General features: G+C 69.0%; 18 protein-coding genes and 2 riboswitches. Of the genes, 12 read left to right on the top strand and 6 right to left on the bottom strand.

Annotated elements, in window-relative coordinates; genetic code table 11:
• Window positions 1-30: 30 nt before the first annotated feature.
• From BRW65_RS10440 to gcvP, 12 genes are all read left to right on the top strand, one after another.
• Window positions 31-1,683, top strand: a complete 1,653-nt coding sequence (locus BRW65_RS10440; protein WP_073874232.1) for an acetolactate synthase — start codon at window positions 31-33, stop codon at window positions 1,681-1,683.
• A 34-nt stretch (window positions 1,684-1,717) separates the two neighbouring features.
• Window positions 1,718-4,042 (top strand): accessory Sec system translocase SecA2, encoded by a 2,325-nt coding sequence (secA2, locus tag BRW65_RS10435; RefSeq protein ID WP_073874230.1) that lies wholly within the window; start codon window positions 1,718-1,720, stop codon window positions 4,040-4,042.
• A gap of 89 nt (window positions 4,043-4,131) precedes the next feature.
• Window positions 4,132-4,761, top strand: coding sequence for a CDP-alcohol phosphatidyltransferase family protein (locus BRW65_RS10430; protein ID WP_073874228.1), 630 nt, complete (start codon window positions 4,132-4,134; stop codon window positions 4,759-4,761).
• Window positions 4,754-5,680, top strand: a complete 927-nt coding sequence (locus tag BRW65_RS10425; protein WP_073874226.1) for a DUF881 domain-containing protein — start codon at window positions 4,754-4,756, stop codon at window positions 5,678-5,680. The genes BRW65_RS10430 and BRW65_RS10425 overlap by 8 nt, the downstream gene beginning before the upstream one ends.
• 55 nt (window positions 5,681-5,735) lie before the next feature.
• Complete coding sequence (locus BRW65_RS10420; protein WP_007170008.1) at window positions 5,736-6,068, top strand: small basic family protein; 333 nt, start codon at window positions 5,736-5,738, stop codon at window positions 6,066-6,068.
• 66 nt (window positions 6,069-6,134) lie between these two features.
• Complete coding sequence (locus tag BRW65_RS10415; protein ID WP_073874224.1) at window positions 6,135-6,974, top strand: DUF881 domain-containing protein; 840 nt, start codon at window positions 6,135-6,137, stop codon at window positions 6,972-6,974.
• Between the two features lie 28 nt (window positions 6,975-7,002).
• Window positions 7,003-7,401, top strand: coding sequence for a glycine cleavage system protein GcvH (gene gcvH, locus BRW65_RS10410; protein ID WP_073874222.1), 399 nt, complete (start codon window positions 7,003-7,005; stop codon window positions 7,399-7,401).
• A gap of 262 nt (window positions 7,402-7,663) precedes the next feature.
• A complete protein-coding gene (gene garA, locus BRW65_RS10405; RefSeq protein WP_276038948.1) occupies window positions 7,664-8,125 on the top strand; it encodes a glycogen accumulation regulator GarA in 462 nt (153 codons plus the stop codon).
• Window positions 8,125-8,880 carry a transcriptional regulator FtsR gene (gene ftsR / locus BRW65_RS10400; protein WP_073874220.1) on the top strand — a complete coding sequence of 252 codons (756 nt, stop codon included), beginning with the start codon at window positions 8,125-8,127 and terminating at the stop codon, window positions 8,878-8,880. Before garA ends, ftsR begins: the two co-directional genes overlap by 1 nt.
• A gap of 105 nt (window positions 8,881-8,985) precedes the next feature.
• On the top strand, window positions 8,986-9,480 hold the full coding sequence (locus BRW65_RS10395) for a bifunctional nuclease family protein (protein WP_046184273.1): 495 nt from the start codon (window positions 8,986-8,988) through the stop codon (window positions 9,478-9,480).
• 280 nt (window positions 9,481-9,760) lie between these two features.
• Window positions 9,761-10,366 (top strand): MerR family transcriptional regulator, encoded by a 606-nt coding sequence (locus BRW65_RS10390; RefSeq protein ID WP_067757112.1) that lies wholly within the window; start codon window positions 9,761-9,763, stop codon window positions 10,364-10,366.
• Between the two features lie 41 nt (window positions 10,367-10,407).
• Window positions 10,408-10,506, top strand: a riboswitch (glycine riboswitch).
• A gap of 2 nt (window positions 10,507-10,508) precedes the next feature.
• A riboswitch (glycine riboswitch) is annotated at window positions 10,509-10,632 on the top strand.
• Between the two features lie 45 nt (window positions 10,633-10,677).
• Window positions 10,678-13,503: an aminomethyl-transferring glycine dehydrogenase gene (gcvP, locus tag BRW65_RS10385; RefSeq protein WP_073874218.1), complete on the top strand. Its 2,826-nt coding sequence runs from the start codon at window positions 10,678-10,680 to the stop codon at window positions 13,501-13,503.
• 9 nt (window positions 13,504-13,512) lie between these two features.
• On the opposite strand, the gene BRW65_RS10380 is transcribed toward gcvP, so the two are convergent.
• The 6 genes from BRW65_RS10380 to BRW65_RS10355 all read right to left on the bottom strand — a co-directional run bounded on the left by BRW65_RS10380 (window position 13,513) and on the right by BRW65_RS10355 (window position 22,945).
• On the bottom strand, window positions 13,513-14,373 hold the full coding sequence (locus BRW65_RS10380; protein ID WP_073874216.1) for a haloalkane dehalogenase: 861 nt from the start codon (window positions 14,371-14,373) through the stop codon (window positions 13,513-13,515).
• Window positions 14,374-14,414: 41 nt separating this feature from the next.
• Complete coding sequence (gene kasB / locus BRW65_RS10375; RefSeq protein WP_073874214.1) at window positions 14,415-15,668, bottom strand: 3-oxoacyl-ACP synthase KasB; 1,254 nt, start codon at window positions 15,666-15,668, stop codon at window positions 14,415-14,417.
• Between the two features lie 227 nt (window positions 15,669-15,895).
• Window positions 15,896-17,950, bottom strand: coding sequence for a substrate-binding domain-containing protein (locus BRW65_RS10370; RefSeq protein WP_073874212.1), 2,055 nt, complete (start codon window positions 17,948-17,950; stop codon window positions 15,896-15,898).
• A gap of 108 nt (window positions 17,951-18,058) precedes the next feature.
• Window positions 18,059-20,263: a malate synthase G gene (locus tag BRW65_RS10365; protein WP_073874210.1), complete on the bottom strand. Its 2,205-nt coding sequence runs from the start codon at window positions 20,261-20,263 to the stop codon at window positions 18,059-18,061.
• 280 nt (window positions 20,264-20,543) lie between these two features.
• A complete protein-coding gene (locus BRW65_RS10360) occupies window positions 20,544-21,584 on the bottom strand; it encodes a hemolysin family protein (RefSeq protein ID WP_073874208.1) in 1,041 nt (346 codons plus the stop codon).
• The gene (locus BRW65_RS10355) at window positions 21,581-22,945 is read right to left on the bottom strand and encodes a hemolysin family protein (protein WP_073874206.1); all 1,365 of its coding nucleotides are present in this window, start codon (window positions 22,943-22,945) and stop codon (window positions 21,581-21,583) included. Before BRW65_RS10355 ends, BRW65_RS10360 begins: the two co-directional genes overlap by 4 nt.
• Window positions 22,946-23,170 lie beyond the last annotated feature (225 nt).

The following is a 23,170-nucleotide window of genomic DNA, read 5'->3' as shown; positions in this document are numbered from 1 at the left end:
GTACCCGAAGGATCTGGATAGGCTGCGGTTATGAGCACCGACGCCATCCCCACACAAACATTGCACGCCGGTCGGCTCATCGCGCGGCGCCTGCGGGCCAGCGGTGTCGACACCCTCTTCACGTTGTCCGGCGGCCATCTGTTTTCGGTCTACGACGGCTGCCGCGAGGAGGGGATTCGGCTGATCGACACCCGCCACGAGCAGACCGCGGCCTTCGCCGCGGAAGGGTGGTCGAAAGTGACGAGGGTGCCCGGCGTCGCCGCGCTCACCGCGGGACCGGGCGTGACCAACGGGATGAGCGCGATGGCGGCCGCGCAGCAGAACCAGTCGCCGCTCGTGGTGCTCGGTGGCCGGGCACCGGCCGGGCGCTGGGGCATGGGCTCGCTGCAGGAGGTCGACCACGTGCCGTTCGTGGCGCCGCTGGCCCGCTTCGCCGCGACGGCGCAGTCCGCCGAGGACGCCGGCCGGCTCGTCGACGAGGCGCTGCGGGCGGCGGTCGGCGCACCGTCGGGGGTCGGCTTCGTCGACTTCCCCATGGACCACGTGTTTTCCATGTCCGAGGATCACGGGCGTCCCGGTGCCCTCACCGACCTGCCGCCGGGGCCCGGCGTCGACGACCTGGACGGCGCCGCCCTGGGCCGCGCCGCCAGCCTGCTGTCGGGGGCCAAACGGCCGGTCATCATGGCGGGCACCAACGTCTGGTGGGGGCACGGGGAGGCGGCCCTGCTGCGCCTCGCCGAGGAACTACAGATCCCGGTGCTGATGAACGGGATGGCCCGTGGTGCGGTGCCCGCCGACCACCCGTTGGCCTTCTCCCGGGTGCGGGGAAAAGCGTTGGGTGAGGCCGATGTTGCGCTGATCGTCGGGGTCCCGATGGATTTCCGGCTGGGCTTTGGCGGGGTGTTCGGGCCGCAGACCCGGCTCATCGTGGTGGACCGCGCCGAACCCGAACGCAAGCATCCCCGCCCGGTTGAGGCCGAGCTCTACGGCGACCTGTTGTCCATCCTCGCGGGCCTCGCGTCCGGTGGCGGGACCGACCACCGCGACTGGATCGGCGAACTGCGCACCGCCGAGACGGCCGCGCGCGCAACGGAAAAGAGCGAACTCGCCGACGAGCGGGTGCCGCTGCATCCCATGCGGGTGTACGCGGAGCTGGCGCCGATGCTGGACCGCGACGCCATCGTCGTCATCGACGCCGGCGACTTCGGGTCCTACGCCGGGCGGGTGATCGACAGCTACCAACCGGGCTGCTGGCTGGACAGCGGGCCCTTCGGCTGCCTCGGTTCGGGGCCGGGTTACGCCTTGGCCGCCAAGCTGGCCCGGCCGAACCGTCAGGTGGTCCTGCTGCAGGGCGACGGCGCCTTCGGGTTCAGCGGCATGGAATGGGACACCCTGGTCCGGCACGGCGTGCCCGTCGTCTCGGTGATCGGCAACAACGGGATCTGGGCGCTGGAGAAACATCCGATGGAGGCGTTGTACGGCTATTCGGTCGTGGCGGAACTGCGGCCGGGCACCCGCTACGACGAGGTGGTGCGCGCCCTGGGCGGCCACGGCGAGCTGGTCTCCGCGCCGGCCGAGCTGCGTCCGGCGCTGGAACGCGCCTTCGCCAGCGGCCTGCCCTCGGTGGTCAATGTGCTCACCGATCCCGCCGTCGCTTATCCACGCCGATCCAACCTCGCTTGACGGGTCATCGCTGCTCACCGCGTACCGTTGACCTGTGCCAAAGACCATCCGCGCGCAGCCCGGCCGCCTGAGCAGCCGATTTTGGCGGCTGCTCGGCGCCAGCACCGAAAAGAACCGCAACCGCTCCCTTTCCCAGGTCACCGACTCGTCCGACTACGACGAGGAGGCCGCGGGCCTCACCGACGAGCAACTGCGCAAGGCCGCCAAGCTGCTCAAGCTCGACGACCTTGCCGAATCCGAGGACGTCCCGCAATTCCTGGCGATCGCCAGGGAGGCGGCCGAACGGGCGACCACGCTGCGCCCGTTCGACGTCCAGCTCCTGGGTGCGCTTCGCATGCTCGCCGGCGACGTGATCGAGATGGCCACCGGCGAGGGTAAGACGCTCTCCGGGGCGATCGCGGCGGCCGGCTATGCCCTCGCCGGGCGGCACGTGCACGTGGTGACGATCAACGATTACCTCGCCCGCCGCGACGCGGAGTGGATGGGCCCGCTGATCGAGGCGATGGGGCTGACGGTCGGCTGGATCACCGCCGAGTCGACCAGCGAGGAGCGTCGCGCCGCCTATGGCTGCGACGTAACCTACGCCTCGGTCAACGAAATCGGGTTCGACGTCCTACGCGATCAGCTCGTGGTCGACGTCGAGGACCTGGTGTCGCCCAACCCGGACGTGGCCCTGATCGACGAGGCCGACTCGGTGCTCGTCGACGAGGCCCTGGTGCCGCTGGTGCTGGCGGGCACGACGCACCGGGAGACGCCCCGGCTGGAGATCATCAAGCTGGTCGGCGAACTGTCCCCGGAAACGGATTACGACACGGACTCGGACAGCCGCAACGTCCATCTGACCGACGTCGGGGCGCGCAAAGTGGAGAAGGCGCTCGGCGGCATCGACCTGTACTCCGAGGAGCACGTCGGCACCACCCTGACCGAAGTCAACGTCGCGCTGCACGCGCACGTGCTGCTGCAGCGCGACGTGCACTACATCGTCCGCGACGACGCCGTGCACCTGATCAACGCCTCCCGCGGACGCATCGCGCAACTGCAGCGCTGGCCCGACGGCCTGCAGGCCGCGGTCGAGGCGAAGGAAGGGATCGAGACCACCGAAACCGGGGAGGTGCTCGACACCATCACGGTGCAGGCGCTGATCAACCGCTACGAAACCGTGTGCGGGATGACGGGCACCGCGCTGGCCGCCGGGGAGCAGCTGCGCCAGTTCTACAAGCTCGGTGTGTCGCCGATTCCCTCCAACAAGCCCAACATTCGCGAGGACGAGTCCGACCGCGTGTACATCACCGCCGCAGCCAAGAACGACGGGATCGTCGAGCACATCGCCGAGGTGCACGAGACGGGCCAGCCGGTGCTGGTCGGCACCCGTGATGTCGCCGAATCCGAGGAACTGCATGAGCGGCTGCTGCGCCGCGGCGTGCCCGCGGTGGTCCTCAACGCCAAGAACGACGCCGAGGAGGCGGAGGTCATCGCCGAGGCCGGCAAGTTCGGGGTGGTCACCGTCTCGACACAGATGGCGGGGCGCGGCACCGACATTCGGCTCGGTGGCTCCGACGAAGCCGACCACGACCGGGTCGCCGAGCTCGGCGGTCTGCACGTGGTGGGCACCGGGCGGCATCACACGGAGCGGCTGGACAACCAGCTGCGCGGGCGCGCGGGCCGCCAGGGCGACCCCGGCTCGTCGGTGTTCTTCTCGAGTTGGGAAGACGACGTCGTGGCGGCCAACCTCGACCACAACAAGCTGCCGATGGAAACCGACGAGGACGGCCGGATCGTCAGCCCCAAGGCGGCCGGGCTGCTCGACCACGCGCAGCGGGTCGCCGAGGGCCGGATGTTGGACGTGCACGCCAATACCTGGCGCTACAACCAGCTGATCGCCCAGCAGCGCGCCATCATCGTCGATCGCCGTAACACGTTGCTGCGCACCGCAACCGCGCGCGAGGAACTCGCCGAACTGGCGCCCAAGCGGTACAAGGAACTCTCCAAGGACATCCCGGAAGAACGGCTGGAGAAGATCTGCCGGCAGATCATGCTCTACCACCTCGACCGCGGGTGGGCCGACCACCTGGCGTACCTAGCCGACATCCGGGAGAGCATCCACCTTCGGGCGCTGGGCCGGCAGAACCCGCTGGACGAGTTCCACCGGTTGGCGGTCGACGCGTTCGCGTCGCTGGCCGCGGACGCGATCGAGGCGGCGCAGCAGACGTTCGAGACGGCGAACGTCCTCGAGGAGGAGCAGGGCCTGGATCTGTCCAAGCTGGCCCGGCCGACCTCGACGTGGACCTACATGGTCAACGACAACCCGCTGTCGGACGACACGCTGTCGACACTCAGCCTGCCCGGGGTCTTCCGCTGAGCTGAGCCGCCGAGTGTGCGGCCAGCCGCACGCTGGTGCTCGAGCGTGCTGCCAGCCGCGCGTTCGGCGGTCGACTAAGGTCACGGCTTATGGAGCCGGCGCTTCCACCCGACCGGGTGCTGACGGTGCCCAACGCGCTGAGCGCCATCCGCCTGGTGCTCATCGGAGTATTCGTCTATGCCCTGTTGTTCGCCCACGCCAACGGGTGGGCGGTCGGGATTTTGATGTTCAGCGGCGCGTCCGACTGGGCCGACGGCAAGATCGCCCGGCTGCTCGACCAGTCCTCGCGGCTCGGCGTCCTGCTCGACCCGGCGGTCGATCGCCTCTACATGATCTGCGTGCCCGTCGTGATGGCGATGAGCGGGATCGTGCCGTGGTGGTTCGTCGGCATCCTGCTGGCGCGCGACGGTCTGCTGGCGGCGACGCTGCCGTTGCTGTGGAGCCGAGGCTTGTCCGCGCTGCCGGTGACCTACATCGGCAAGGCCGCCACGTTCGCGTTGATGTCGGGCTTTCCGCTGGTGCTGCTGGGTACGTGGGATGCCCTGTGGAGCCGGGTGGTCGGGGCCTGCGGCTGGGCCTTCCTGATCTGGGGCATGTACGGCTACCTGTGGGCCTTCGCGCTGTACGTGGTGCAGATGACGCTCGTCGTTCGCCGGATGCCCCGGCTCCACCACGGTCGGCGCCCGCCCGCCACCCCCAAGGCGGTCGATCGTGGCTGACCCGGACCGCCTGCTCGGCGGCTACGACCCCAACGCCGGCCGCAGCGCACACGTGGCGTCGCGGCCGACGCTCATCCCGGTGCCGTCCCTGCTGCGCGCCCTGCTCTCCGAGCACCTCGATCCCGGTTACGCCGCGGCCGCCGAGCGGCGGCGCGACGCCGCCACGCCGGCGACCGGGCGCGAACGCGCCTTCGGCTGGGTCTGGCAGGCGTTGGCGGCGCTGCTGATCGCCACCGTCTTCGCCGCCGCCGTCGCGCAGGCGCGCTCGGTCGCCCCCGGCGTGCGCTCCGCGCAGCAGCTGTTGCTCGGCAATGTGCGTTCGACGGAGAGCACCGCCGCCAAACTCGCCCAGCGGCGCAGCGAGCTGTCCTCTCGAGTCGACGAGGTGCAGCGGCGCGCACTGGCCGACGACGCCGAAGGGCAGCGGCTGTTGGCTCGTCTCGATGAGCTCGGCCTGGCGGCGGCGAGCCGGCCCGTGATCGGTCCCGGCCTGAAGGTGACCGTGACCGATCCCGGTGCCGGCCCGAACCTTTCCGACGTCTCCAAGCAACGGGTCAGCGGGAGCAGGCAGATCATCCTGGACCGGGATCTGCAGCTGGTCGTCAACTCGTTGTGGGCGAGCGGGGCCGAAGCGATCTCGGTCGGCGGCGTTCGCGTCGGGCCGAACGTGACGATCCGGCAAGCCGGCGGGGCGATCCTGGTCGACAACAACCCCACCAGCAGCCCGTACACGATCCTCGCGGTGGGCCCGCCCCGCGCGATGCGGGACGTCTTCGACCAGAGCTCCGGTCGGCAGCGTCTCAAGCTCCTCGAGGTCTCCTACGGCGTCGTCGTGACGGTGGACGACGCCGACGGGCTGACGCTTCCCGCCGGATCGATCCGGGATATCAGGTTCGCCAAACAGATTGGGCCACAGTGAGAAACGTCCTCGGCAGACATCTCCGCCGGTGCGAGTCACGGAAGGGAAACCGAGCATGATCGGCATCGCGGCGCTGGCGATCGGGATCGTGCTCGGCCTGGTGTTCCACCCCGCGGTGCCCGAGGTTGTCCAGCCGTACCTGCCCATCGCGGTGGTCGCTGCGCTCGACGCCGTGTTCGGCGGGCTGCGCGCCTACCTGGAGCGGATCTTCGACCCGAAGGTCTTCGTGATCTCGTTCGTGTTCAACGTTTTCGTGGCCGCGTTGATCGTCTATGTCGGAGACCAATTGGGCGTGGGCACGCAGCTGTCCACGGCGATCATCGTGGTGCTGGGCATCCGCATCTTCGGCAATGCCGCCGCGCTGCGCCGCCGGCTGTTCGGGGCGTGACGGGCGACGCGACGATGTGGACGAAGCGATGAAGGGGAGCGGCGCCATGGCCAAGGTGGGGCCAGCGTGAGCGAGGAACCGCCAGGCGGCGCCGCCGAAAGCGGTGCAGCGGAAAGCCGTGCGCCGCACGGCCGGCACGAACTACCGTCCAGGCGCCCACGTCCGGAGATCGGTCCGGTGCGCCGCACCGGACTGTCGGCCATGATCCGCGGCGGCCGTTCCCGGATGGCGTTCGGGACGTTGGCGGCGCTGTTGTGTCTGCTGCTTGGCATCGCCATCGTCACGCAGGTGCGCCAAAACGAGTCGGGTGATTCGCTGGAAACGGCGCGCCCCGCGGATCTATTGGTGCTCCTGGATTCGTTGCGGCAGCGCGAGGCCACCCTCAACGCCGAAGTGAACGAACTGCAGAACACGCTGAATTCGCTGCAGGCGTCGGGCAACAACGACCAGGCCGCCATCCAGGCCGCGCAGGCCAGGTTGGCCGCCCTGTCCATCCTGGCCGGCGCGGTGGGCGCCACCGGGCCGGGCGTCACGGTCACCATCGACGATCCCGGGCCCGGGGTGTCGCCGGAGGTGATCCTGGACGTGATCAACGAACTGCGGGCCGCCGGCGCCGAGGCGATCGAGATCAACGATGCACGCCAGTCCGTGCGCGTGGGTGTCGATACCTGGGTGGTGGGCACGCCCGGCTCGCTGACCATCGACACCAAGACGCTGGCGCCCCCGTATTCGATTCTGGCCATTGGTGATCCGCCCACCCTGGCCGCAGCGATGAACATTCCGGGCGGCGCCGAGGACAGCATCAAGCGCGTCGGTGCGCGGATGTCGGTGCGGCAGGCCGACCGAGTGGACGTGACCACCTTGCGACAACCAAAACCGCACCAATACGCTCAGCCCGTCAAGTGAGCACGTCCGCAACAGAACAGGATTACTCGTGAGCGATATCCCGCCCGATCTGCACTACACCCCCGAACACGAATGGGTTCGCCGCAGCGGCGACGACGTCGTTCGGGTCGGGATCACCGACTTCGCGCAGTCGGCGCTGGGCGATGTCGTCTTTGTTCAGCTGCCCGACGTCGGCGCCGAACTGACCGCGGGTGAATCTTTCGGCGAGGTCGAGTCGACCAAATCGGTGTCGGATCTGTACGCGCCGGTGTCGGGCACGGTGTCCGCGGTCAACGCCGAATTGGAAGGCAGCCCGCAGCTGGTCAACTCCGACCCGTATGGGGCCGGGTGGCTGCTGGATGTCCAGGTGTCCGACGTCGCCGCGCTGGAGTCGGCCATCTCGTCGCTGCTTGACGCCGAGGCCTACCGCGGAACACTGACCGAATGACGATTGCTAATCTGCCTGCCAGCCCCGCGCGGCGACGCGAGCGGCACGGAAGGTGGGCGGGGGAAAGGCGGGCGATCGGTCCGCCGATCGTCGGGTGGGGGGCACATTGCAGACCTATGCGCGGTACCGTCGACAGATCGACACTTGAAGGCAGCAGTCTTAGCAATCGGCAGTACCGGGCGAGTAAACCCAGTGAGCAGCCGGCCGAGCGGCCCGGTCAGACAACGCCACAGCGGCCAGTGAGGAGCAGCGCGTGACGGACATGGACAACGACCAGACCTCTGACGAAGTCACGGTGGAGACGACTTCGGTCTTCCGTGCCGACTTCCTCAACGAACTGGATGCGCCCGCGCAGGCGGGCACCGAGAGCGCGGTTTCCGGGGTGGAGGGCCTTCCCGCCGGCTCGGCGCTGCTGGTCGTCAAACGGGGACCCAACGCCGGCTCACGATTCCTGCTCGACCAGCCCATAACCTCGGCCGGCCGGCATCCCGACAGCGACATCTTCCTCGACGACGTCACCGTCAGCCGCCGCCACGCCGAATTCAGGTTGGAAAACAACGAATTCAACGTCGTGGATGTCGGTAGCCTCAATGGCACCTACGTCAACCGGGAGCCCGTCGACTCGGCGGTGCTCGCCAACGGCGACGAGGTGCAGATCGGCAAGTTCCGCTTGGTGTTTCTGACCGGACCCAAGCAGGGTGAGGACGGAGGATCCGGAGGCTAGTGAGCGCACCCGATAGCCCGGCACTGGCCGGGATGTCGATTGGGGCGGTCCTGGAACTGTTGCGGCCGGACTTTCCCGATGTCACGATCTCCAAGATTCGCTTCTTGGAGGCCGAAGGACTGGTGACGCCGCAGCGCGCCGCCTCGGGCTATCGGAGATTCACCGCTTACGACTGCGCTCGGCTGCGGTTCATCCTCACCGCGCAGCGCGATCATTACCTACCGCTCAAAGTCATCCGGGCGCAGTTGGACGCGCAACCCGACGGCGAGTTGCCGCCCTTCGGGTCGCCGTACGCCGCCCCGCGACTGGTGTCCGTGGCGGGAGTCGGGGAGAACGGCACCGAGCCCGGCGCCGCATCCGATGCGGCCGCCGTCGCACCGTCGAGCATCCGGTTGAGCCGGGAAGACCTGCTGGAGCGCTCGGGGGTGGGCGAGAACCTGTTGACGGCGCTGGTCAAGGCGGGGGTGATCACCACCGGCCCGGGCGGCTTCTTCGACGAACACGCCGTCGTCATCCTGCAGTGCGCGCGGGCGCTGTCGGAATACGGTGTCGAGCCGCGGCACCTGCGGGCGTTCCGCTCGGCGGCGGACCGGCAATCGGACCTGATCGCCCAAATCGCCGGGCCGATAGGGAAAGCCGGTAAGACCGGGGCCCGGGACCGCGCCGACGACCTGGCGCGCGAGGTGGCGGCCCTTGCGATCACCCTGCACACGTCGCTGATCAAATCCGCCGTTCGCGACGTTCTGCACCGCTGAGGACTAGACTTCGTCGATAGCTTGGTCTTCAGCGGCACGGCGGAAATTCGGCGCCGCCGTTGCGCCAAGAACCGACACGGCAGCATATGCGGAGGGCAGACACAAATGGGTGAAGTTCGTGTTGTCGGCATTCGCGTGGAGCAGCCGCAGAACCAGCCGGTCCTGTTACTGCGCGAAACCGACGGCGACCGATACCTGCCGATCTGGATCGGTCAATCGGAGGCCGCTGCCATCGCGCTCGAGCAGCAGGGCGTCGAGCCGCCGCGCCCGCTGACGCACGATCTGATCAGGGATGTCATTGCCGCGCTTGGCCATTCGCTGAAAGAGGTGCGGATCGTTGACCTCCAAGAGGGCACCTTCTACGCCGACCTGGTCTTCGACCGCAACATCACGGTGTCGGCGCGGCCCTCGGATTCGGTGGCGATAGCGCTGCGCGTCGGCGTCCCGATCTACGTCGAGGAGGCCGTGCTGGCCCAAGCCGGCCTGCTCATCCCCGACGAGACCGACGAAGAGGGCGGCACCGCCGTCCGCGAGGACGAGGTGGAGAAGTTCAAGGAGTTTCTCGACAGCGTCTCGCCCGACGATTTCAAGGCCACCTAACCCCTTTCGGGCCCCTTCCAGCGGCTTCGCGAACCCCGTCGACGGGGACTACCCTGGGCACCGACATCACGGATCCATCTCACTTACCACCGGGATGTCGACACGCCTGGCGGATAGCGCCCTCACTTTGCCCGGCGCCAGCCATACTTTGATCACGACTTAAGGGCACGGTAGCTATCGAACAGCGTAAGCTCTCAAGCACTCGGGCCTGAGCAAACGTGGCTGCGACGCAGCCAGTACGCAGCTGGAAACGAACGCGCGATCGGCGAGAGGAAGCACCGTGAGCGAGCAGCCACGCCAAGAACAGCTGGATCTAGCTGACCACGCGACCGCCGCGCCGGAAGCGCCCGTGCAGCCCGGGCTGTTTCCCGACGACTCCGTGCCGGACGAGCTAGTCGGCTACCGCGGCCCGAGCGCCTGCCAGATCGCCGGAATCACCTACCGTCAACTGGACTACTGGGCGCGTACCTCGCTGGTGGTGCCGTCGATCCGCAGCGCGGCGGGCTCCGGCAGCCAGCGGCTCTACTCGTTCAAAGACATCCTGGTGCTCAAGATCGTCAAGCGGCTGCTCGACACCGGAATCTCGCTGCACAACATCAGGGTTGCGGTCGATCACCTCCGCCAGCGCGGCGTGCAGGACCTGGCCAACATCACGTTGTTCTCCGACGGCACCACGGTTTACGAGTGCACGTCGGCCGAGGAGGTCGTCGACCTGTTGCAGGGCGGCCAGGGCGTGTTCGGCATCGCGGTGTCGGGCGCCATGCGGGAGCTGACCGGCGTGATCGCCGACTTCCCCGGCGAGCGGGCCGACGGGGGCGAGTCGATCGCCGCCCCGGAAGACGAGCTGGCCTCGCGCCGCAAGCACCGCGACCGCAAGATCGGTTAAGCGCACCCGCGCCACCGGGCCGGGTAAACTGGACGCTGCATCGCACTCGTGCGGGAGAGTTTCGTGACGGCCAGTCACGGACGCCGAAGGAGCAACACCTCTCCGCTAACCTCTCAGGCACCCGGGACCGCGCGGGTTAACGATGCCTCTGGAAAGCGGTGCCGGCTGCAGCGGTCGACACCCGCCGATGGGGAAAGGCGCGCGGGCAGTGCTCGGCGCCGAATCTCTCAGGCGCCCGGCGAACGGGTGAAGACAGAGGGAGAGGGCCGCTAGTCCTCTGCCTTTGTCGATGCCAAGCCAGGAGTTCGCCAGTGCCCGACCAATCAACCTTCGCAGCCCGGCACATCGGCCCGGACGGCCAAGCCGTCGCGGCGATGCTGTCCGTCATCGGTGTCGATTCGCTGGACGAGCTGGCCGCCAAGGCCGTCCCCGCGGGCATCCTCGACAAGCTCACCGGCGGCGGCGCGGCACCGGGCCTCGACGAGTTGCCGCCGGCCGCCACCGAGGCCGAGGCCCTGGCCGAGCTGCGGGCGCTGGCCGAGGCGAACACGGTGGCCGTCTCGATGATCGGGCAGGGCTACTACGACACGCTCACCCCGCCGGTGTTGCTGCGCAACGTCTTGGAGAACCCGGCCTGGTACACCGCCTATACGCCGTACCAGCCGGAGATCAGCCAGGGCCGGCTGGAGGCGCTGCTGAACTTCCAGACGATGGTGGCCGACCTGACCGGGCTGGAAGTCGCCAACGCCTCGATGCTCGACGAGGGCACCGCGGCCGCCGAGGCCATGACGCTGATGCACCGGGCGACCCGCGGCAGCTCGAACCGGCTGGCCGTCGACGCCGACTTGTTCGCCCAGACCGCGGCCGTCCTGGCGACGCGGGCCCAGCCGTTGGGCATCGAGATCGTCACCGCCGACCTGAGCCGTGGACTTCCCGACGGCGACTTCTTCGGCGTCGTCACCCAGCTGCCCGGGGCCAGCGGCCGCATCACCGACTGGGCGGCCCTGGTGGTAGAGGCCCACGACCGTGGCGCGCTGATCGCCATCGGCGCCGATCTGCTGGCGTGCACGCTGATCACGCCGCCCGGTGACATCGGCGCCGACGTCGCGTTCGGAACGACGCAACGATTCGGCGTGCCAATGGGATTCGGCGGCCCGCACGCCGGATACCTGTCGGTGCACGCCAAGCACGCCCGTCAGCTGCCCGGCCGGCTGGTCGGGGTGTCGCTGGACGCCGACGGGTCCCCGGCTTACCGGCTGGCGCTGCAGACCCGCGAGCAGCACATCCGCCGCGACAAGGCGACCAGCAACATCTGCACCGCACAGGTGCTGCTCGCCGTGATGGCCGCCATGTACGCCAGCTATCACGGCGCCGAAGGGCTGACCGCGATCGCCCGCCGGGTGCACGGCCACGCCGAGGCGATCGCCGCCGCGCTCGGCGAGGCGCTGGTGCACGACACCTTCTTCGACACCGTGCTGGCCCGGGTTCCGGGACGCGCGGACGCGGTGGTGGCGGCGGCCAAGGCAAACGGCGTCAACGTGTGGCGCGTCGACGCCGATCACGTGTCGGTGGCCTGCGACGAAGCCACCACGGACGCCCACGTGGCCGCGGTACTGGAAGCCTTCGGGGTCGCGGCCGCCGAGCCCGCCACGATCGACGTCGCGACCCGCACCTCGGAGTTCCTGACCCACCCCGCGTTCACGCAGTACCGCACCGAAACGGCGATGATGCGCTACCTGCGCACGCTGGCCGACAAGGATATCGCCTTGGACCGCAGCATGATTCCGCTCGGCTCATGCACGATGAAGCTGAACGCCGCCGCCGAGATGGAGCCGATCACCTGGCCGGAATTCGCCCGCCAGCATCCGTTCGCGCCGGCGTCGGACACCCCGGGACTGCGTCGGCTCATCAGTGACCTGGAGACCTGGCTGGTGCACATCACCGGCTACGACGCCGTGTCCCTGCAGCCCAACGCCGGCTCGCAGGGCGAATACGCCGGGCTGCTGGCCATCCACGACTACCACGCCAGCCGGGGTGAACCGCACCGCAACATCTGCCTGATCCCATCCAGCGCGCACGGCACCAACGCGGCGTCGGCGGCGTTGGCCGGCATGCGAGTGGTGGTAGTCCGTTGCCACGACAACGGCGACGTCGACCTCGATGACCTGCGCGCCAAGGTGACCCAGCACGGTGACGAGTTGTCGACGCTGATGATCACCTATCCGTCCACCCACGGCGTCTACGAGCACGACATCGCCGAGATCTGCGCGGCCGTCCACGACGCCGGCGGCCAGGTCTACGTCGACGGGGCCAACCTCAACGCGCTGGTCGGCCTGGCCCGGCCCGGGAAGTTCGGCGGCGACGTGAGCCACCTGAACCTGCACAAGACGTTCTGCATCCCGCACGGGGGCGGCGGGCCGGGCGTGGGACCCGTCGCGGTGCGATCGCATCTGGCCCCGTTCTTGCCCGGGCACCCGCATGCTCCCGAGTTGCCCCAGGGGCATCCGGTGTCCTCGGCGCCCTACGGGTCGGCCTCGATCCTGCCGATCAGCTGGGCCTACATCAGGATGATGGGTGCTAGCGGCCTGCGGGCCGCGTCGCTGACCGCCATCGCCTCGGCCAACTACATCGCCCGCCGCCTCGACGAGTACTTCCCGGTGCTCTACACCGGGGAGAACGGGATGGTCGCCCACGAATGCATCCTGGACCTGCGCGGCATCACCAAGTCGACCGGCGTGACGGTCGACGATGTCGCGAAGCGTTTGGCGGACTACGGTTTTCATGCGCCGACGATGAGCTTCCCGGTTGCCGGCACGCTGATGGTGGAGCCCACCGAGAGCGAAACCCTGACCGAGGTCGACGCCTTCTGCGAAGCGATGATCGCCATCCGCCACGAAATCGACCGGGTGGGCACGGGGGAGTGGCCCGTGGACGACAACCCGCTGCGCGGCGCGCCGCACACCGCCGAATGCCTGCTGGTCTCCGATTGGAAGCACCCGTACACGCGCGAGGAGGCCGCCTATCCGCTGGGCAAGAACTTCCGGCCGAAGGTGTGGCCGCCGGTGCGGCGCATCGACGGCGCCTACGGCGACCGCAACCTGGTCTGCTCGTGCCCGCCGGTGGAGGCCTTCGCGTAAGTTCTCCGGTCAGCCGAAACGCTCGACGATCGCCTCGGCGATCTCCTCCGGTGCGTCCTCCTGGATGAAGTGTTTGGCGTTGGGCAGTTCGACCAGGACGTGGTCGGGAAAAGTCGCGCGCATGCGCGGAAGGGTCGGGCCGGGCCGGAAGGCGAAGTCCTTCATGCCCCAGACGAACAGGGCGGGTTTGGCGCCGAGCTTCGCCGGCACGTCGCGGGCCAGGCGCGCCAGCAGGGGCTCGGCGGCGAGGATCTGCTTGGGCATTTCGGCGACGCCCCTGCGCGCCTCGGGGCTGGGCTGCACGGCGCGGTAGTGCTCCATCACCGCGTCGCTCGGGCGGCGCTGGGTCCCGGCGGGAATCAGTCGCTCGACGAAAAAGTTGCGGCGCAGGATCGCGTATTGCAGCGGCGGGCTGGACATCACCCGGCTGAACACCTTCGTCGTGAATACGTCGGCGGGCCAGAACCAGGTGTTGCCCAGGATGACGCCGCGCACCCGCTCGGCCCGCTCCGTCGCGACCGCCATGCTGATGGGGCCGCCCCAGTCCTGACCCATCGTCAGGTAGTTCTCCAACTCTAGGTGGTCGACGAACTCGCCGAGCACCCCGGCGTGCTCCTCGATGGTGTACCCGAACCCGGCGGGCCGGTCGGATAGCCCGAACCCCAGGTAATCCGGTGCGATGCAGCGGAACCGGTCACGCAGCCCGAGGACGATGTTGCGATACAGGAAGCTCCAGGTCGGGTTGCCGTGCCACAGCACGAGCGGGGGCCCGGCGCCTTCGTCGATGTAGTGCACGCGTCCCCGCGAGCTGTCGAACCAGCGCGACTGGAACGGATAGAGCCGCGGGTCCGGGGTGAAATCGATGCTCATGGCGCTCCTTCGGTCGCGCTCATGATGCTAGGCCCGCGACGTCAGTACCGGCCGAAGGCCAGCGCGACGTTGTGCCCGCCGAACCCGAACGAGTTGTTGATGGCGTACCGGTAATTGCCGCGCCGGGGATTTCCCGACACCACGTCCAATTCGATTTCGGGGTCCAGGTTTTCCAGGTTCAGCGTCGGCGGGACGATCTGGTCGCGCAACGCCAGCACGGTCAGGATCGACTCCACCGCGCCCACCGCGCCGACGGAATGCCCCAGCGCGGACTTCGGCGCGTACACCGCGGGCTTGTTGCTGCCGAGCGCGTTGTTGATGGCCTTGCCCTCGGCCAGGTCACCGATCTGCGTCCCGGTGGCATGGGCGTTGACGTGGTCGATGTCGTCGGGCGTGAGACCCGCGAGCTGGATGGCGCGCGTCATCGCCTGGCCGGCGCGGCTCCCGCTCGGGTCCGGCGCCACCATGTGGTATCCGTCGGACGTCACCCCGGCCCCCATCAGCCGGGCCAGGATGCGCGCGCCGCGCGCCTTGGCGTGCTCCTCGGTCTCGAGGACCATCAGCGCCCCCGCCTCGCCGAACACGAAACCGTCGCGGTCCTTGTCGAACGGGCGACAGGCACCGGCCGGATTCGCGTTGTTCGTCGACATCACGATCCGCATGTTCGCGAAGGCGGCGATGGGCACCGCCTCGATCCTGGTCTCGACGCCGCCGCAGATCGCGACGTCGGCCTCACCGAACACGATCGCCTGCCAGGCCCGGGCGATGGCCTCCGACCCCGACGCGCACGCCGACACCGGCGTCATCACGCCGGCCCTGGCGCGCCGCTCCAGGCCGACCGCCTGGGCGGCGGCATCGGGCATGTACTTGCTGACGGCCAGCGGCGAGACCGCCTTCACGCCGCGGGCCCGCAAATTGTCCAGGCTGAACACCAGCTCCTCGCCGGAACCGAAACCGGTGCCGATCGAGACCAACAGGCGGTTCGGGTCGACGTCGGGTGAGCCGGCGTGGTCCCACGCCCGCCGGTTGACGATCGCGGACATCCGCGCCAGGTAGCCCGTCCTGCGCAGTTCGGCGGGGTTGAGCTCGCTGTCGAATTCCTCCAGCAGATGCCCGCCGATGCGGACCGGCAGGTCGAACTCCTCCACGAACGGGTCGTCGAGCTCGCGGATGCCACTCTGGCAGTCGAGGAGCAGCTTCCAGGTGGTCTCCGCGTCGGTGGCCAACGCGGTGGTCATGGCGAACCCGGTGACCACCACGTCTGGAAGCGCTTGTCCGGTAATCAGTTTCGTCATTGCTGTCTGGATCATCCTTTCGCGGCGCCCCGGCCGTCGTCACGGCCGCGCGTACATCGGGGCACCCTCCAGATGGAGTGGAAGGCGCTCAACCGAATGCCTTCGCACCGCTCCCCATAGCGTCGGCCGTGGAATCAACCTCGGTCGAAGCCTAGCCGCAACTTGCGGTCCGGACGGCGAAGACGCCGCCGCAACGTTGGCTCGCCCCCCGCACGCGAGCCTAACCCTTAGCTGAGGAAGGCGTTGAGTGCCGCGGCCAGGTCGGGGGACGCCGAGGTGGCCAGGTTCTGGTAGCCGCCGCCGCTGAGCTGGGCGACCGCCTCCCACGTCGCACGGTCCGGGTCGCCGCCGAAGTCGATGACGTTCACCGCGATCGGTTTGGCCGGGTCCGCGCTCTTACGGATGAAGTCCTGCAGCCCGGGCCCGTCGAGGGTCTGGTCGGTGTGCGGGCCCGCGGTGATGACCAGGATCGAGTTGGTCTGGCCGGCGTGGTAATTGGCCTGCAGCTCCTGGTAGATCATGCGCAGCGTGGTGAATGACACCGCACCACCGGCCGACGAGTATTGCTTGTCCAGCGCCGCCGCCAGCGCCGCCGAGCGCGGCTGGCCACTGGTGGGATTGACGGGGTCGCCGAGCGGGCCGCCCGGCACCTCCGAGCGGCCCTCGTGACCGTCGAACGTCCACAGGCCCACCACCGACGTGGGCGGCAGCGCCTTGATCTTGTCCTGAAGCGCGGCGATCACGTTCGCCAACCGGGTCTTTCCGCCCTCCTGGCCGGGCATCGACTGGTCGAGCATGATGGTCGCGGCCAGCCCGCTCGACGGGGCGGCCATCGCCTCGGCCAGCGTCGCGCGCATCGCGTCGTCACCCACCGACAGCGTCGCGGGCAGCGCCGGGAACGTGGTGACCGGACTGCTCGGCGGCGTGACCCGGTTGACCCGGAAACCGGCTTTGGCCAGCTTGGCGAGTTGCTCGGGCTTGTGCATGTAGCGAGCGAATTCACTGGCGGCGGCGGTCTGGTCCTGGTTCAGCCACGGGCCACTCAGTAGGACGGTGGGGTAGTCGGCAACCGGCACCGGGCCCGACGGCAGCCAGGAGGCCAACGCGCCCTTGGCGTCTGACAGCGACTGGCCGCGCTGGAACAGCTGTTGCTCGGTGGTGATCACCGCGTGCACCGGCGCGGCCGCCGCGTCGCCGGGCTTGAGGAGGGTGTTCATCGCCTCGGTCAGCGAATTGTCCGCCAGCTTGGGCTGCCCGTTCAGCACCGCGCGCACCGCGCCGGTGCCCTGGGTCGCCGGTGCGCCGGGAGGGGCCGACTCGGCCGCTATCGCTTCCCCGGCGAGAAAAGCCGCGTCCCCGTTGCCGTTCGTCGGCACGGCCAGTCGCAGCGGTCCCCAGGCCGGCAGGTTCACGCCGGCCAATCCGCTCGGGTTGGTCTGTAGCCCGGGCAGCGCCGCCCAGTTCTGGTTGCCCAGGGCTGACGCGAGTTCTGGCCGGACGGCGAGCACCACCGGCGACGTCACCAGCGAGCGGCTGTCGGTGATCGTCTTCTGCGCCGTGGCCCCGGCGAGCCGCGCGGCCGAGACCGAGCTGCCGGGAACCCACAACGCCGGCTGCCCGCCCATCTCGGCGGGCCATTTGCCGATGAAGCCGTTCAGGACCGCGTCCGAGCCGGCCGGTTTGACGCTGACCTGCACGCAGTGGTCACCGATCGGGCCGGCCGAGGAGTTGTAGCTCTGCGCGAACTGCTGCACGGAGTCGGCGATCGACGGGTCGGCGATGACGGCGACCATCGCCGTGCCGCCGACGCAGCGCCCAGCGGCCTTGTGTGAGCGGTTGGACAACGCGTCACCGAAGAAGCTCCACAGGATCACGGTGCCCACCACCACGACGACGGCGACGAGGGCCACGATCACGCCGATGCTGACCCCCCGGCGCCCGGCCTCGCTGCGGTGGCCGCCCCGCCAATCGCCGAGTCCCCGGTGCCCGCCGCGAAACAGCGAGGGCGACGCGGCCGGCGGCTCCGAGGCGGGCGGGCCCGGCTGGCGCGGCGGAAACTCCGGGTATTCGTCGGCGGTGTCACCCGCGAACGCGTCCTCGGCGCCGTAAGGCTCTTCGCCGGCGGAGAAGTCGTCCGCGTCCGCGAAATCGTCTTCGGCGGGGTGGCGGCCCGCGTCCCAGTCGTCCTCGCCGACGGCGTCGCGCCGGCCGTCGTCCGCCTCGCCGCTTTCGTACGGTTGGTCGACGGAGTCCTCAGGGTCGGGCAAACTGTGCCTACCCATAGCGGTGTCCGTCGCCTTTCTGTCGGTCGATCCGACTCGTTGTGAACCCGCCGCTGATCTTAGTCACCAGCGGCATCGATGCGTGCCGAGCCCGATCGAGGCACCGGCTCAATGTGATTGCGCCGCGCGGGCCTTGGCTTCGCGCCGACGGCGATGCAGGATCGGCTCGGTGTAGCCGTTGGGCTGCTGGGTTCCCGTCAGGATCAGGTCTTGGGCCGCCAGGAAGGCCAGGCTGTCGTCGAAGTCGGGCGCCATCGGCTTGTACGCCGCGTCCTTGGCGTTCTGCTCATCGACCAGCGGCGCCATCCGCTCCAGGCTGGCTCGCACGTCCTCCTCGGTGATGACACCGTGGCGCAGCCAGTTCGCCAGCAGTTGGCTCGAAATCCGCAGCGTCGCACGGTCTTCCATCAGGGCGACGTCGTGGATGTCGGGCACCTTCGAGCAGCCGACGCCCTGGGCGACCCAGCGCACCACGTAGCCCAGGATGGACTGGCAGTTGTTGTCGACCTCCTCGCGGATCTCCTCGGGGGCCCAGGCCAGCTCCTTGGCCAGCGGGATGGTCAGCAGTTCCTCGATGGTGGTGCGCTTCTTGCCGGCCAGCTCCTCCTGCACGGCGCCGACGTCGACGTAGTGGTAGTGCATCGCGTGCAGGGTGGCCGCCGTCGGGGAGGGCACCCACGCGGTGGTGGCCCCAGCCTTCGGCTGGCCGATCTTCTGCTCGACCATGTCGGCCATCAGCTCGGTCATCGCCCACATGCCCTTGCCGATCTGCGCCTTGCCCTTGAAGCCGGCGGCCAGGCCGATGTCGACGTTGGCGTCCTCGTAGGCCTTGATCCACGCGGTGCTTTTCATCGCGCCCTTGCGGATCATCGGGCCGGCCTCCATCGACGTGTGGATCTCGTCGCCGGTGCGGTCCAGGAATCCGGTGTTGATGAACACCACCCGGTCGGCCGCGGCCTTGATGCAGGCCTTGAGGTTGACGGTGGTGCGGCGCTCCTCGTCCATGATGCCGACCTTCAGGGTGGCCTGCGGCAGGCCCAGGACGTCTTCCACGCGGCTGAACAGCTCGCAGGTGAAGGCGACCTCGTCGGGGCCGTGCATCTTGGGCTTGACGATGTAGATCGACCCGGTGCGGCTGTTGGCCAGCGGCCCGTTTTCCGAGCCCGTCTTGAGCCCGTGGATCGCCGTCAGGCCGGTGAACAGCGCGTCCATGATGCCCTCGAACACCTCGGTTTCTCCGTCGCCTTCGCTCCTCACGATGGCGTCGTTGGTCATCAGGTGACCCACGTTGCGCACGAACAGCAGGCTGCGGCCGGGCAGGGTCAGCTGGCCCTCACCGTCGGGCGTGGTGTAGGTGCGGTCCTGGTTGAGCACGCGGGTGAAGGTCTTGCCGTCCTTGGCGACCTCTTCGGACAGGTCGCCCTTGTTCAGCCCCAGCCAGTTGCGGTAACCGAGCACCTTGTCGTCGGCGTCGACCGCGGCCACCGAGTCCTCGAAGTCCATGATCGTGGTGATGGCCGATTCCAGGACCACGTCCTTGATGCCGGCGCGGTCGGTCTTGCCGATCGGCGACTCCGGGTCGACCAGGATCTCGATGTGCAGGCCGTGATTGACCAGGAGCACCGACCAGGCGGGGGAGCCGAGCTCGCCGGTGTAGCCGGCGAACTTCTCCGGGCTGGCCAGGCCGACCGACCCGTCGCCGGTCGCGACCTTCAGCCGGCCGTCTTCGACCGACAACCCGGTCGCGTCGGCCCAGGAGCCCGATTCCAGCGGCACCGCCTGGTCGAGGAAATTGCGGGCGTAGGCGATGACCTTGTCGCCGCGGACCTTGTTGTAGCTGCTGCCCTTCTCGGCGCCGTCATCCTCGGGGATGACGTCGGTGCCATAGAGGGCGTCGTACAGCGAGCCCCACCGCGCGTTCGCAGCGTTCAGCGCGAAGCGGGCGTTGAGCACGGGCACCACCAGCTGCGGGCCGGCGGTGGTGGTGATCTCGTCATCGACACCCGAGGTCGTGATCGTGAAATCCTCGGGTTCGGGCAGCAGGTAACCGATCTCGGTGATGAATTGGCGGTAGGCATCGACATCGAAGGGCTCGATCACGCGTTGCCGGTGCCACTTGTCGATCTGGGCCTGCAGCTCGTCGCGGCGGTTCAGCAAGTCCCGGTTCTTGGGCGTCAGGTCGGTGACGACTTTGTCGACTCCCGCCCAGAAGCTGTCCGGGTCGATGTCGGTGCCGGGCAGGGCCTCGTTGTTCACGAAGTCGTAGAGCACTCGGGCGACGCGCAGGTTCCCCACCGACACGCGATCAGTCATGTTTCTCCTCCATAATGAAGCCTCACCAAGCCGCATTGGCTCGGAGCGGCAATGCCTTCAGCGTACCGAGCAGCAGCCTGGTGAGCGTATCCGCCCGACCCGCCACACCAGGTCAGGCCGCGCTGACAGCTCCAAACCATGCCGCTGCGGCGAGCCCGGGGATCGATTTACAGCAACGCGTCAGCGCGCCTGAGATCCTGCGCCCTCCAGCACTTTCTTGACTGGCAGCCGATGGAAATCATACGGGCTCGCCGGAGCCCTCCTCGGCGACCCGGTACCCCTACGCGTCGCGCATGGTGCCGACGAGGTCCTCAACCAGGTCTTCAAGCGCCACCATCGCGACCACTTCGCCGCCCGCGCCGGTCACCAGCGCCAGATGGCTGTTGCTGCGGCGCATCCGCGACAACGCGTCGGCCAACGGCAGCGACTTGGGGAGCCGCGGAAGCGGGCGCACCATCGCCAGGTCGATCACGGTCCCCGGATCGTCGCCGAGGGTCAGCATGTCCTTGATGTGCAGGTAGCCGATGAAGTCGCCGTTGGCGTTCGCCACGGGGAACCGCGAGTATCCGGTCTGGGCCAGGGCCTGCTCGACGGCGCCGACCGTCGGGCCGGACCCCGGCGCGGCCACCGGCACCGCGCGCACGTCGGCGAGCGGGACCGCCACGTCGCCGACCACGCGGGTGCCGATCTGCAGCGCCCGGGTCAGCCTGGTGTGTTCCTCGCGGTCCAGCAGACCCTGGGATTCCGATTCGGCGATCATCTCGCTGAGCTCGACGGGGGAGACCGAGAGCTCGAGCTCTTCCTTGGGCTCCACGCCCAGCGCCCGGACCGCCACGCTGGCGCATTTGTTGTAGAACGTGATCAACGGCCGGACGGCTCGCACGTAGGCCAGGTAGGCCGGCACCAGCAGCATTGCCGTGCGCTCGGGGCCGGCCAGCGCGATGTTCTTGGGCACCATCTCGCCGAGCAGCACGTGCAGCGTCACCACGATCGCCAGCGCGATCGCGAACGACAACGTGTGCAGCAGCGTCGGCGGAATGCTGGTCAACCCCAGCGCCGAGCGCAACAGGCTGGAGACCGCCGACTCGCCGATCCGCCCCAGCAGCAGCGAGGCGGCGGTGACACCGAGCTGGGCCCCCGCCAGCATGGCCGGCAGCTGCTCGCCGGCGCGGATCACCGTGACCGCGCGCGCCTTGCCCTGTTCGGCCAGCGCTTCCAGGCGGTCGCGGCGGGCCGAGATCAACGAGAATTCCGCCCCGACGAAGAACGCGTTGACGCCGATCAGCAGCATCGCCAGGATCACGCCCAGGGGATCGCTCATCGCTGACTCCCCGGGTCGTCGCCGTCGCCCTGTAGCTCGTTGAGCTCGAGCAGATCGATCCGGCGCCCCTCCATCCGGATCACGGTCGCCTGCCAGCGCAGCGAGGTGTCCAGCAACCCGTCGGCGTCCAGCGCCGGCAACTTCACCGTCTCGCCCGCCACCGGGATGTGGCCGAACTCGCGCAGCGCCAGCCCGCCGATGGTCTCGTAGGGCCCCTCGGGGGCGCGGAAGCCGGTGGCGGTGGCCACCTCGTCGATGCGCAGCAGACCCGAGACGCGCCAGCCGGTGCCGGCCGCGACGACATCCGGGGTGGCGTCGTCGTGTTCGTCGCGGACGTCGCCGACGATCTCTTCGATCAGGTCCTCGACGGTCACCATGCCCGCGGTGCCGCCGTATTCGTCGACGACCATCGCGGTCTGCAGGCTGTTGGCGCGGATTTCGGCCATGACCGCGTCGCCGTCCAGCGTCGAGGGCACCACCGGGACGGGCTGCGCCACCGTGGTCAGCGCCGTGCGCGCCCGGTCGGCAGCCGGGATGGCCAGCACCTGTTTGACGTGCACGATCCCGATGGTTTCGTCGAGGTCGCCGTCGACGATCGGGAAGCGGGAGAACCCGGACTCGGCGGCCGCGGCCACCAGGTCGGCGACCGTGTCGTCCGTCTGCAGCGCGACGATCTTGGATCGGGGCGTCATCAGTTCCTCGGCGGTCAGGGCGCCGAACTGCAGCGAGCGCCGCACCAGCGACGCCGTCGCCGCATCCAGGGAGCCGCTGCGCGCCGACGACCGCACCAGGGACAGCAGTTCCTGCGGTGACCGGGCCGATCGCAGCTCCTCGGCCGGCTCGATGCCCAGTTGGCGCACGATCCAGTTCGCCGCGCCGTTGGTGAGCCGGATCGCCGGGGTGAACAGCAGCGAGAACAACAGCTGAACGCCCACCACGGCGCGCGCCGTGGACAGCGGCCGGGCCACGGCGAGGTATTTCGGAACCAGCTCGCCGAACACCATCGACACGGAGGTGACGATGACCAGCGCCACGAACGCCATGATCGCGTCGGCCGCCGGGTCGGGTATTCCGATCGCGTCAAACCACGGGTGCGGCAGGTCGGCCAGCATCGGATCGGTCAGGTAACCGGCCGCCAGTGTGGTTGCGGAGATGCCCAATTGAGCACCGGACAGCTGGAACGACAATTTGTGGTGGGCGCGCCGGATCGCCCGGTCGCGACGGCCGCCGCGCCGGGCGTTGGCCTCCACCGCGCTGCGGTCCAGCGTGGTCAGCGAGAACTCGGCCGCCACGAAGACTGCGTTGCCGAAGATGAGCACCGCGATGGCCAGGACGCTGGTCACGGCGACACTGACGTTCATCGATGACGGCGCCCGCGCGCCGCTCGTGTGGCCCGGGTCGCCGGGGAAGGCTCCGCATCCGGCGGCTCGTCCGACGGCTGCCGCGCCCGGAAGCCCATGGGCTGCACGGGTGCCTGCGGCACGTCAATCCCTTCGCTGCCTGAAACCGGTGCGGACGCGGTCGCCTCCGTCTTTGCCGATTTATCGTAGCCCGGTCCGCCCCAATCCGGTCGGCGACCGTTTTCG

The organism is Mycobacterium paraffinicum (assembly GCF_001907675.1).
Taxonomy (GTDB): domain Bacteria; phylum Actinomycetota; class Actinomycetes; order Mycobacteriales; family Mycobacteriaceae; genus Mycobacterium; species Mycobacterium paraffinicum_A.
Note: the sequence above shows the minus strand (reverse complement) of the source record. Positions and strands in the feature narration are given on the sequence as shown.